Raw genomic sequence first — 12,091 nt, forward strand, 5'->3', positions numbered from 1 at the left:
ACAGAATTCTCATTACACAGTCCACTATTTTTGTTGCTCTATTTAAAATACATTAGCGGAAGAGGGAGAAAATGACCTATTTATTTTCTCGTACATCATCTAGATGGTTAGGTTTAATTATCGGGATATTACTTTTAATAGCTTCCTTTACTTCAAGTATTGTTTTCGGCCAAACGCCCATTACATTTAATACGGTCATGGAAACCTTTTGGAGTTTTGATGAAAATTCGACCGAACATATTATTATTACAACGACTAGAATTTCACGTGCAGTGATTGCTACAGTAATTGGTTCGAGCCTAGCTGTTGCGGGGGCTCTTATGCAAGCGTTGACGAGGAATCCGTTAGCCTCTCCAAGTATTTTCGGCATCAATGCAGGTGCTGTTTTCTTTGTCGTTTTAGCGGTCACCTTCTTTTCATTCTCATCATTAACTCAATATATGTGGATTGCATTCCTTGGTGCCGGGGTTGCAGCTATTATGGTTTACTTATTAGGTTCTTTTGGAAGAGACGGCTTGTCACCTATCAAAATCGTATTAGCTGGGGCAGCGATCACCGCCCTATTTGTGTCTTTAACGCAAGGGTTGCTGGTCATTAATGGACAAAACCTGGAAGGGGTATTGTTCTGGTTAGCTGGTTCCGTTGCGGGTAGAACACTGGATATGCTGGTACCCATTTTACCTTTCATGATAGGAGGATGGCTAGTTGCTCTATTTTTAGGGCATTCGGTCAATATCCTTACCTTAGGAGAAGATGTTGCAAAGGGATTGGGGCAACGGACGATTTTAGTGAAGACGTTAATGGCAATAGTGATTATCATCCTTGCAGGAGGTTCTGTTGCAGTCGGAGGTTCAATCGGTTTTATTGGTTTAATTACACCGCATATTGTTCGTGGACTTGTAGGAAGTGATTATCGTTGGATCCTTCCCTATTGCGCGTTATATGGGGCAAGTTTATTGCTGTTGGCGGATATTGCTGCAAGGTTTATTATGATGCCGCAAGAGGTGCCGATTGGCGTCATGACCGCTTTAATTGGAACTCCATTTTTCATTTATTTAGCACGTAGGGGGTTCAGTAAGGAATGAGCAAATATATTTCATTTCGAAACCGGTCTGGAAAATTATTCTTTCAATTCGACAAGAGAGCAGTCGGAGTCTTCCTAGGATTAGGATGCCTGTTTATCTTATTGTTTTTAGCTGGACTTTCTCTAGGGAGTACATTCCTACATCCTATCGTTGTAGTCAAACAATTACTAGGCTTTGGAACAGGAGAGCATAGCTTTGTAATTCAAACGTTGCGACTTCCGCGGATGCTTCTTTCGCTCCTTGTTGGCGCTGCATTAGGTGTTGCAGGATTAATTCTGCAAGGAATTGTCAGAAACCCGCTAGGCTCTCCCGATATAATTGGAATTACCGGAGGTGCTTCTTTTGCAGCGGTTGTTTTTATAGCGTACTTTGCGGAGACGGTAGGGATGAATTGGTTGCCATTTGTGTCCATTTTGGGAGCAGGCGTTGTCTCTATTCTTATTTATTTTTTAGCTTGGAAAAAAGGAATTTCCTCTTATCGATTAATTCTCGTTGGGATTGGGATGTCATCAATTATGGGTGCGTTAACGACGATGATGCTTGTTTTTGGCAATGCATACACGACTCAACAAGCGTATGTCTGGTTGACGGGCAGTGTTTACGGTGCAAGCTGGGAAAGCGTCTTTGCGATGTTGCCTTGGGTTTTACTGTTAATTCCCTTGACTTTATTGTTTGCGAAAACGGCTAATGCTCTAGCATTGGGGGATTCTGTTGCGGCCGGATTGGGTGTGAACGTTCAATTGAATCGTTTTTGCCTTCTTTTCATCAGTGTCGCCTTAGCGGGTTCCGCTGTTGCATATGCTGGAGGAATCGGATTTGTCGGTTTAATGGCTCCCCATATTTCAAGAATGCTCGTTGGCCAATCGTTTGGCAGCTTAGTGCCAATTTCAGCTATAACTGGCGGACTTATTGTCATGTTGGCTGATATTGTTGCTCGAACAGCCTTTTTGCCTCTTGATCTTCCAGCAGGGGTATTCGTTTCCGGAATCGGAGCACCATTTTTCATTTATTTATTATATAGAAATCGTAATGTATAGCGGGTTGGATGTCACTCAAGAAAGAATTTAGATGATAGATGCATTAGAGGCAAGCACACGCACAGCCTGGGGAAACAGAAAAAGTTTTAAGAAAACTTGAGTAGCAGTATATATGTTTATGACCAAGAATTGAAATTCATATTGAGGTTGATAAAAATGAACAATGCTGTTAAAAAAGAATTGGAAACGTTTGATATTCATTTAGCGCATGAGCATGTCGAGGAAATCCCGATAACAAATTTGTTAAATGAAGAGAAATGTTTACTGTTTTTAGAAAAACAAATGACCGAGATGAAAGCGCCAAATTTACCAGTCGTAGCTTCAATGATTTCGAAAAGATATGCTTATCTCGTTGTGTCATCCACTTTATATAGCATGATTGAATTTAACTGTGCTTTGAATTTACCAGTAAAAGCATGCGCATTAAGCAAAGAACGTAAATTGTGTATACAAGCGCATTTATGCAAATGGCAGGAAATAGAAACCCTAGGGAGGGCGGAATGGCGGGAAAGTGTGTTGTGTGAACTTTTCACGTTTCATATTACGCCCGTTTTAGAAGTACTGAAAAAAACATCGCGCCTTCCCTCAGCGATCATGTGGGAAAATGTAGCCATCCGCATTAACTCAATTTACCGGAAAATACTCACGAAAAAGTTGGATGCCGTTAAAACGGAGAGAGTCTACAGTGATTTTAATTTCTTGAAAAACGCGAAAGGAGATTTGTTTGGGTTAAAAGAAAATCCGATTCAACAATATTTGAAAATAGGAGAAGCACTCGAGTTAAATCCGTATCGGAAAACGTGCTGCATGTACTATAAATTAGAAGAAGATATTGAAGGAATCGGTTATTGCGGCAATTGCCCAATCAAAAAGAAGCTGACAAAATGCGAAAGGTAAAAGCTGAAAACTAGGTGCCCTCATTGGTAGCAATTGCAATAGCTTGCAATCTTTGTGTATGCCCGCCAAGGGCGTTTGTGAAAACGATATTTAGTACCTGTAAACGTTTCATTTCAACGTTTGCAGGTACTTTTTATTTTGCATAGAATTTGATATTTACTCAGTATCCTACCTTAAATGTTGGTTGATTCTAGTTTCAAACGTTCGATGACTTAAACGAAAATTCATCCTTTAGTGTTAACCTCCTTCTCGAATTCAATGCTATAGAAAATATTAATCTTTGTAACTAATCCGAATCATCGAGATTCTGCACTAACCCAAGTCCTTTAAAGTAACCACTTGTTAATTCCTAACTTTTCAAAATATGAATTGTACTATCCTAATTAATTTGATAGTCTTATATAAACTACCGATTTTAGTCTATTTAATCAATTCCGAAAAAGCAATTAACTGGGGGCAGTTTTGTGAATATTTATTTGTCAGTTGATATGGAAGGAATTACAGGATTGCCTGATCACACATTCGTCGATTCGGCTAAACATAATTATGAACGATCACGGCGGATTATGACGGAAGAAGCAAATGCCATTATCCGTTCGGCGTTTGAAAATGGGGCAGACAAAGTACTCGTCAATGACAGTCATTCTAAAATGAATAATCTTCTCGTAGAAGTCCTTCATCCAGACGCGGATTTAATAACGGGAGATTTGAAACCGCTTTCGATGGTTCAATCAATAGATGCTACTTTTGATGGGGCGATTTTTGCTGGCTATCACTCGCGTGCGGGACAACCCGGCGTCATGAGCCATTCGATGATTTTCGGGGTTCGGAATATGTATATCGATGATGTCGTAATCGGGGAGCTTGGTTTCAACGCTTATGTTGCAGGTCATTTCGGCGTTCCTGTCATCATGGTTGCTGGAGATGACGGTGCGTGTCGAGAGGCTGAAGAATTGATTCCGGGAATTGTTACAGCATCTGTAAAACAATCCATATCTCGGTCTGCGGTTAAAACGCTGCATCCGACTAAAGCGCATGCACTATTAGAAAAGAAAACTTCAGAGGCGATTTCGAAACGCAACACGATGCAACCACTCGTACCACCCGAAAATCCAGTACTACGAATTGAATTTAACAATTACGGGCAAGCGGAATGGGCCGCTTTGATGCCGGGCTGTGAAATTGAACCCGGAACAACGATTGTGAAGTTTGAAGCAAAAGACATCTTAGAAGCATATAGAGCGATGCTCGTCATGATTGAGCTAGCATTGCAGACGAAGTTTTGTTAAGGGGGGAATGATGCATGGCGAAATATATTGTTAAAAGATTCCTTATGATGATTGCTACAATATTTATCATTTCAACATTAACATTTTTCTTGATGCATTCATTACCCGGGTCGCCGTTTGATGAAGAACGGACATCGAATCCTACAATTCAAGCGAATCTCGAAAAGTTTTATAAACTCGATCAACCGATAGGCGTCCAATATGTTTATTATCTGAAATCAATTGTGACATTCGACTTTGGGCCTTCGATAAAAAAACCGAATGATACGGTGAATAACCTTCTTGCAAGGGGGTTCCCGATTTCATTTGAACTTGGAATCATAACGATGCTTGTCGCAGTTGTATCGGGCATCATCTTAGGGACTTTTGCGGCGCTGAGGCATAACGGGATTATCGATTATTTTGCAATGGCTTTCGCCGTCGTCGGAATATCTGTTCCAAACTTCGTTCTCGCGACGTTATTAATTCAACAAGTGGCGGTTAACTGGGAGTTGTTGCCGACAGCGACATGGAGCAGCCCGCTCCATATGATTTTGCCGACACTAGCACTTGCAACTGGTCCGACTGCCATCATTGCGAGGCTCACCCGGGCAAGCATGTTGGAAGTACTGACGCAGGATTATATTAAGATGGCGCGAGCAAAGGGGCTATCGCCGGTTCGAATTGTAGTGAGGCATGCACTTAGAAACGCCCTCATGCCTGTCGTTACGATCATGGGGACGATGCTTGCAGGAATTTTAACAGGCACTTTTGTTATTGAACAAATTTTTGCGATACCGGGCATGGGAAAATACTTTGTTGAAAGTATAAATAACCGAGATTATCCAGTGATTATGGGATCGACAGTCTTTTATAGCGCGTTTCTTGTCTTCATGTTGTTCCTTGTCGACATGGTCTACGGCTTCCTTGATCCTCGCATTAAATTGCATAAAAAGGAAGGTGAAGTTTGATGGTGAGCAAGGACCATCGAATAACGATTCCAGATGAATGGTTCAAACCGAAAAAGAAAGCTGAAAAGGTGGCTGAAGCGGTTGTTAGACCATCCCTTTCCTATTGGAAAGATGCTTGGCGGCGAATCCGGAAAAACAAATTGGCTATGGGCGGACTTGTTTTTCTAATCCTGCTTACATTGTGTGCAATTTTCGGACCGATACTATCCCCGCATTCAGTAACAGGACTTGATTTACCGAACCAAAACAAAGCTCCATCAAGCACGCATTGGTTCGGCACGGATGAAATGGGAAGGGACGTATTTACGCGCACCTGGTACGGAGCAAGAATTTCTCTCTTCGTCGGTGTCATGGCTGCACTCATTGATTTTTTTATCGGCATAATTTACGGCGGCATTAGCGGTTATAAGGGTGGGCGTACAGATACAGTCATGATGCGTATCATTGAAATCCTATACGGCTTACCGCATTTACTTGTTGTTATTCTCCTTATGGTTGTGATGGGACCAAGTTTAACGACAATCATTATCGCACTTACGATTACCGGCTGGGTCGGGATGGCTCGAATTGTTAGAGGACAAGTCCTCCAAATTAAAAACTATGAATTTGTCACCGCATCGAAATCATTCGGGGCGAAGACGTCGCGTATTATTAGAACGAATTTATTACCGAATACGATGGGCCCGATTATCGTCCAGATGACGCTAACCGTTCCGAGCGCGATATTCGCAGAGGCTTTTCTGAGCTTTCTCGGGCTCGGTATACAGGCGCCGTTTGCAAGTTGGGGTGTCATGGCGAGTGATGCACTTCCGGTAATCACGTCAGGTTATTGGTGGCGATTATTCTTCCCAGCGTTTTTCATTTCAATGACGATGTTTGCGTTTAACGTCCTTGGCGACGGAATGCAAGACGCGCTCGATCCGAAACTGAGGGGGTGAATGATTTTGACGAAACAACAAGTACTGAATACGAATAAAGCTATTGTAACTGAAAAAGTTCTGACTGTTGAAGATTTGCATGTATCATTCACGACATTCGGCGGTGAAGTCCAAGCGCTCCGGGGAGTCACTTTCGATTTGTATAAAGGCGAGACGCTCGCAATCGTAGGGGAATCGGGTTGTGGAAAAAGCGTAACAGCCAATACCATTATGGGGTTGATACCCCAACCGCCTGGAAAAATTAAAAATGGAAAGGTTCTATTTAAAGAAAAAAATCTTGTGAAAATGAGTAAATCGCGTCTGAGGAAAGTTCAAGGAGTCGATATCTCGATGATTTTCCAAGATCCAATGACAGCCTTGAATCCTACGTTACAGATAGGTGAACAATTGACAGAAGGTCTGCGGACACATCAAAAGCTGAGTAAGGCGGCCGCTTACACGAAAGCAATTGAAATGTTGAATATGGTAGGCATTCCAAATCCAAAGGAACGGATGAAGCAGTACCCGCACCAGTTTTCAGGCGGAATGCGTCAACGAATTGTCATTGCCATCGCTTTGATATGCGAGCCGGAATTATTGATTGCTGATGAACCGACGACTGCGCTCGACGTCACGATTCAAGCGCAAATTCTTGAATTGTTCATAGAGATTCAAAAGAAAATGGGTGTATCAATTATTCTAATTACACATGATCTCGGTGTCGTTGCAAAAATTGCTGATCGCATCGCGGTAATGTATGCCGGAAAAATCATCGAGACTGGTGATAAACGCGAGATTTTTTATACACCTCAACATCCGTATACGAAAGGTTTATTAAATTCAGTACCTAGGCTCGACTTGCTCGAGGAAGAGCTTCAACCGATTGAAGGTACGCCACCGGATTTATTCTCGCCGCCGAAAGGTTGCCCTTTTACCGATAGATGCCCTTTTGCGATGGAAGTTTGCGGTGAAGTATATCCAGAGTCGACAGAACGCTCCAAAACCCATGTAGTCGACTGTTGGCTGCAAGATGAACGATCGAAATTGTTTTCTTAAATCGGATTTACGCACGTAAGTGCTTTTATATTTTTCACAAATACAAAGGGGGTATTAGTATGAAGAAGTTTTTGATGTTTCTGCTCGTAGCAATGCTTGCACTCGTATTGGTTGCGTGTACAACGACAAAGGATGATGGCGCGGAAAAGGATAAGAAGAAAGAAACAGAAAAAGATGATGGCAAGACAGAAGAAGTCGCAGAGGATGATGAAAAAGCCGACGAGAAAATTCTTTACATGAACAATGGTGAAGAACCGACATCCTTCGATCCATCTGTTGGATTCAACGCGGTATCATGGAGTTCTTTGAACAACTTGATGGAAGGTTTGACGCGTCTATCAGAAGATCATTTAGCTGTTGAAGCAACAGCAGAAAAAATCGACATTTCAGAAGATGGTTTAACGTATACATTCACAATTCGCGAGGGCGCCAAATGGTCGAATGGGGATCCAGTTGTCGCGGGAGACTTCGTTTTTGCATGGCGACACATGCTTGATCCTGAAACAGCTTCGCCAGCTGCATTCCTAGCGTATTTCATCGAGGGAGCGGAGGCGTATAACAATGGTGAAGGCAAAGTAGAAGATGTAGCAATCGAAGCGCCGAACGAAAAAACTTTTGTCGTTAAATTAACGTCGCCAAATGAGGCGTTTCTGAACATCATTACGAATCCAAGTTTCTTCCCGATTAACGAAAAAGTAGCGACTGCTGATCCAAAATGGTTTACAGAAGCCGAGACATTCGTAGGAAATGGTCCGTTTAAACTTGCTTCATGGGACCATGATGTGAATTTAGTATTTGAAAAGAATGAAAATTATTGGGATGCGGATAAAGTAAAACTTGATAAAGTTCATTGGGCAATGGTCGCTGATACAACGACAGCCTATCAAATGTATCAAGCGAATGAGTTGGATGTTTCTGGAATTCCGCCAGAACTTGCTGAACAGTTGAAAGATGATGACGAAGCACGATTTGACGATGAAGCCGGACTTTACTTTTATCGTTTCAACACATCAATGGAACCTTTCACGAACACCAAAATCCGTAGAGCTTTCGGTCTTGCAGTGAATCAAGAAGAAATCGTTGAATTCATAACGAAAAATGGCGAGAAACCTGCACATGGTTTCGTTACTTACGGTTTCATCGGCCCGGACGGCAAAGAGTTCCGCGATTCTGTTGGTGACCTAGTTAAATTTAATCCCGATGAAGCAAAGAAGCTTCTTGAAGAAGGGATGAAAGAAGAAGGCTATACGGAATTGCCGAAAATAACGTTGACTTATTCTACAAGCGAGTCTCATCAGAATATCGCAGAAGCGCTTCAAGGTGCATTCAAAAAAGTGCTTGATGTCGATGTGGAGTTGCAAAACGTTGAAGGCGGCGTGTTCTTGGCTGAGCAGAAAGAGTTTAAATACCAGATGTCCCGTTCATCTTTCTTGCATGACTATGCGGATCCTGTAAACGCGCTTGAAAGCTTCATTACAGATTCACCGATGAACCGTACGACTTGGTCGAATGCTGAATACGATAAACTGATTGCAGATATCAAAAACGAAACAGACGAGGAAAAACGTTGGGAATTACTCAAAAAAGCGGATGAGCTTCTGATGGCAGAAATGCCTGTCTTCCCAATTTACTTCTACAACCAATCAACACTTGAAAAACCTGGCGTATCGGGAATCTTGCGTCACCCAGTCGGCTACATTGATTTGAAATATGCAGATAAGAATTAAGTGAAAGTCGCGGCGTCCTCCGGGGCGCTGCGTTTTTACTTTGTGATGTGAACGTAATTAAAATGAAGGGAGAACAAAGATGCTGATCCATTCAATCGAAACAAGGTCCGTCGCTGTACCGCTGACGAAACCATTTAAAACATCACTTCGGACTGTTCATACTGCCCATGCCGTTTACGTGAAAATAACGAGTGACAACGGATTCGTCGGATGGGGTGAAGCACCGCCGACACATGTTATTACTGGAGATTCACTTGGCAGTCTTACATATGCGATTGAAAAAGTAATTGCCCCGCAGTTAATCGGAAAAGATATTAGACAACGTGAAGTGATATTTAGTGAATTAAAACGATCGATGGTTCGAAATACGAGTGCCAAGGCGGCCGTTGACATGGCGATTCATGATTTGTACGGTCAACATGCAGGAATGCCGCTTTATCAGTTGCTTGGCGGTTACCGTCATGAAATCGAAACGGATTTCACCGTCAGCATTAATGATGCCGCTGAAATGGCAGATGATGCAGAACGCTATCTTGAAAAAGGTTTTAATGTGTTGAAAGTGAAAGTCGGTATCGGGGAAATAAGTGAAGATATTGCTCGCATAAAAGCAATTCGAAAGCGTATCGGGAGCAACCCGAAAATTCGTCTTGATGCCAACCAAGGATGGAATCCAAAAGCCGCGGTTCGCGCAATTCGGTCGATGGAAGATGCGGGACTCGATATTGAATTGATTGAACAACCGGTTCATGCGGATGACATCGAAGGATTAAAATATGTCACTGAAAATACATTGACGCCGATTATGGCGGATGAAAGCATTTTTTCAACGAGAGACGCGATACGTGTACTCGAGGTCCGCGCAGCCGATTTGATTAATATCAAGTTGATGAAGTCGGGCGGTATTCACGAAGCTATAAAAATCAACGCGCTTGCACAGTCTTACGGCATGGAATGCATGGTCGGGAGCATGATTGAAACGAAACTCGGGATTACGGCAGCCGCTCATTTTGCAGCAAGTCAACCGAATATCACGCGTTTTGATTTCGACGCTCCGCTTATGCTTGCGGAAGATATCGTCGGCGGCGGAATTGAATATGGAGGAAGAGTAATTCGTTTACCTAAAGCGCCGGGACTCGGACTAAATCGCGAACAGATGGAACGAATCGGAAAAGGAGTGGAATAGATGAATTCTTGGTATTGTGCGGTTTCAGTGGCTACAGTTTGGACATCGCCGGACTCCGCAAGGGAAATTGATACACCTGGGATAACAAATCCCGTTCATATGACAAAATGGCTTGAGAAACTTCCTTACGAACAACGTTTAGACTTATGCGATGGAAATCGTGTGCAAACGCAGTTGTTGTACGGGGAACCGGTGATAGTCGAGGAAATTAAAGGGGATTGGGCGAAAATCATCGCTGTTTGGCAACCGTCGAGAAAAGATGAGCGAGGTTATCCTGGGTGGGTGCCGCTTGCTCAGTTGAAAGAAGCGGAACCGATTCATGCAGAGGGTTTTGCGAGAGTAAAAGTTGGAAAAACACAAATTTGGACAACAGATGGCGTTCCGTCTATAGTCGTGCCTTTCAATACGATGTTGCCGTACGTAGGCGTTGAAGGAGAATATTTGCGCGTTTGTACACCGAGCGGCTATGCATTAATCTTGAAGCGCGCTGTCGACTGTTCGGCGTCCATTCATCATTTCCCGAAGTTAGCTCCATCTGCCGCTGTCGAGAAAGGACTAGAATTTCTAGATCTACCGTATTTTTGGGGAGGCATGTCCACGTATGGCTTTGATTGTTCTGGATTTACATACAATATGCTAAAAGCATGCGGGCATACCATTCCTCGAGATGCTAGCGATCAAGCAAAAAGCGGTATTGAAATTCCGGTTGATCAAATAGAGAAATGGGGAAAGGGCGATTTACTCTTCTTCGCGAATGACAATGGAAAAGGGAATGTCCGTCATGTTGGATTTTATTTTGGAGACGGGTTGCTTCTGCATTCACATTCGACAGGTAAATCCGTTGAATTCATGAAACTTGAAGGTTCTAGCTTGGAAAGTGAACTGTGCGCTGTCCGCAGATATGGTGAGGAGGTAACGACGTGACAGAAGAAGTTTTATTGTCAGTTAAAGGATTGAAACGCTATTTTGACGTGGGGCGCGGCGAAAAACTAAAAGCGGTGGACGGCATCAATTTTGATATCAAAAGAGGGGAAACATTCGGTCTGGTCGGCGAGTCGGGATGCGGGAAATCGACGGCGGGCAGAACCATACTCGGTCTATATAATAAAACAGATGGTGAAGTGTTGTACGATGGGCAAAGCGTTCATGAAATGACGGGCAAAGAGCGGCACGCCTTTCTCAAGAAAATGCAAATGATATTCCAAGATCCATACGCATCGTTGAATCCGCGTTCTACTGTGTTTGATATTATTGCAGAGCCGATGCAAATCCATGGCATGTATGAAACAAAAGAGGAAATGCGAACCCATGTGAATGAATTACTCGAAGACGTCGGTCTCAACCGAGATCACGCGAACCGCTATCCGCACGAGTTTTCGGGCGGGCAGCGCCAGCGGATCGGCATCGCGCGTTCACTTGCATTGGATCCTGAATTTATTATTGCGGATGAGCCGATATCTGCACTTGATGTGTCAGTTCAAGCACAAGTCGTTAAACTTCTACAACGATTGCAACGCGAAAAAGGGTTGACGTATTTATTCATCGCGCATGATTTGTCTATGGTGAAATACATTTCTGATCGAATCGGCGTCATGTATTTGGGGCATATGGTGGAACTTACGACGAGTGCGCAATTATATGACAAACCACTACATCCTTATACGCAAGCGCTGTTATCAGCAATACCGATTCCAGACCCGGATATCGAAGAATCGCGTGAACGGATTTTATTGGAAGGTGAACTTCCGAGTCCGATAAATCCGCCTTCCGGTTGCGTTTTCCGAACCCGTTGTCCTTATGCCATGGGTGTCTGCGCGGAGTTGAAGCCCGCATGGTTGGAAAAGGATGACGGGCATTTTGTTGCGTGCCATCTCAATGATGTACAAGTAATGTCAAGAAGTGATGCAATTCCAGTTCATGCCAAGTCGTCCTAAATCCTAGGACGACTTT

At 43.1% G+C, this 12,091-nt stretch carries 11 protein-coding genes; all 11 read left to right on the plus strand.

All coding sequences use genetic code 11. The annotated features are described in order from the left end of the window. Positions 1-71: 71 nt before the first annotated feature. Positions 72-1,085 carry a FecCD family ABC transporter permease gene (locus G8782_RS15835; RefSeq protein ID WP_172372978.1) on the plus strand — a complete coding sequence of 338 codons (1,014 nt, stop codon included), beginning with the start codon at positions 72-74 and terminating at the stop codon, positions 1,083-1,085. Beyond that, positions 1,082-2,122 (plus strand): FecCD family ABC transporter permease, encoded by a 1,041-nt coding sequence (locus tag G8782_RS15840; protein ID WP_172372980.1) that lies wholly within the window; start codon positions 1,082-1,084, stop codon positions 2,120-2,122. Before G8782_RS15835 ends, G8782_RS15840 begins: the two co-directional genes overlap by 4 nt. A 156-nt stretch (positions 2,123-2,278) precedes the next feature. Further along, positions 2,279-3,019, plus strand: coding sequence for a (2Fe-2S)-binding protein (locus tag G8782_RS15845; protein ID WP_172373171.1), 741 nt, complete (start codon positions 2,279-2,281; stop codon positions 3,017-3,019). Between the two features lie 464 nt (positions 3,020-3,483). Then, positions 3,484-4,308, plus strand: a complete 825-nt coding sequence (locus G8782_RS15850; RefSeq protein WP_172372982.1) for a M55 family metallopeptidase — start codon at positions 3,484-3,486, stop codon at positions 4,306-4,308. Between the two features lie 14 nt (positions 4,309-4,322). Further along, entirely contained in the window at positions 4,323-5,258 is a 936-nt protein-coding gene (locus tag G8782_RS15855; RefSeq protein ID WP_172372984.1) for an ABC transporter permease, read from the plus strand. Further along, positions 5,258-6,196, plus strand: a complete 939-nt coding sequence (locus G8782_RS15860; protein WP_172373172.1) for an ABC transporter permease — start codon at positions 5,258-5,260, stop codon at positions 6,194-6,196. Before G8782_RS15855 ends, G8782_RS15860 begins: the two co-directional genes overlap by 1 nt. Next, positions 6,197-7,231: an ABC transporter ATP-binding protein gene (locus G8782_RS15865; RefSeq protein WP_172372986.1), complete on the plus strand. Its 1,035-nt coding sequence runs from the start codon at positions 6,197-6,199 to the stop codon at positions 7,229-7,231. 59 nt (positions 7,232-7,290) lie between these two features. Next, positions 7,291-8,958: a peptide ABC transporter substrate-binding protein gene (locus G8782_RS15870; protein WP_172372988.1), complete on the plus strand. Its 1,668-nt coding sequence runs from the start codon at positions 7,291-7,293 to the stop codon at positions 8,956-8,958. 79 nt (positions 8,959-9,037) lie between these two features. After that, positions 9,038-10,141 carry a mandelate racemase/muconate lactonizing enzyme family protein gene (locus G8782_RS15875; RefSeq protein WP_172372990.1) on the plus strand — a complete coding sequence of 368 codons (1,104 nt, stop codon included), beginning with the start codon at positions 9,038-9,040 and terminating at the stop codon, positions 10,139-10,141. Beyond that, positions 10,142-11,065, plus strand: coding sequence for a C40 family peptidase (locus G8782_RS15880; protein WP_172372992.1), 924 nt, complete (start codon positions 10,142-10,144; stop codon positions 11,063-11,065). Then, positions 11,062-12,075: an oligopeptide/dipeptide ABC transporter ATP-binding protein gene (locus tag G8782_RS15885; RefSeq protein WP_172372994.1), complete on the plus strand. Its 1,014-nt coding sequence runs from the start codon at positions 11,062-11,064 to the stop codon at positions 12,073-12,075. The genes G8782_RS15880 and G8782_RS15885 overlap by 4 nt, the downstream gene beginning before the upstream one ends. Positions 12,076-12,091 lie beyond the last annotated feature (16 nt).

It is taken from the genome of Sporosarcina jiandibaonis (assembly GCF_013184495.1).
In the GTDB taxonomy this organism is placed as follows: domain Bacteria; phylum Bacillota; class Bacilli; order Bacillales_A; family Planococcaceae; genus Sporosarcina; species Sporosarcina jiandibaonis.

Excerpts from the sequence above, each read along its gene's own strand:
- G8782_RS15880 (WP_172372992.1), top strand. The coding sequence starts at position 10,142 with ATGAATTCTTGGTATTGTGCGGTTTCAGTGGCTACAGTTTGGACATCG.
- G8782_RS15870 (WP_172372988.1), top strand. The coding sequence starts at position 7,291 with ATGAAGAAGTTTTTGATGTTTCTGCTCGTAGCAATGCTTGCACTCGTA.
- G8782_RS15840 (WP_172372980.1), top strand. The coding sequence starts at position 1,082 with ATGAGCAAATATATTTCATTTCGAAACCGGTCTGGAAAATTATTCTTT.
- G8782_RS15875 (WP_172372990.1), top strand. The coding sequence starts at position 9,038 with ATGCTGATCCATTCAATCGAAACAAGGTCCGTCGCTGTACCGCTGACG.
- G8782_RS15845 (WP_172373171.1), top strand. The coding sequence starts at position 2,279 with ATGAACAATGCTGTTAAAAAAGAATTGGAAACGTTTGATATTCATTTA.
- G8782_RS15860 (WP_172373172.1), top strand. The coding sequence starts at position 5,258 with ATGGTGAGCAAGGACCATCGAATAACGATTCCAGATGAATGGTTCAAA.
- G8782_RS15855 (WP_172372984.1), top strand. The coding sequence starts at position 4,323 with ATGGCGAAATATATTGTTAAAAGATTCCTTATGATGATTGCTACAATA.
- G8782_RS15865 (WP_172372986.1), top strand. The coding sequence starts at position 6,197 with ATGATTTTGACGAAACAACAAGTACTGAATACGAATAAAGCTATTGTA.
- G8782_RS15835 (WP_172372978.1), top strand. The coding sequence starts at position 72 with ATGACCTATTTATTTTCTCGTACATCATCTAGATGGTTAGGTTTAATT.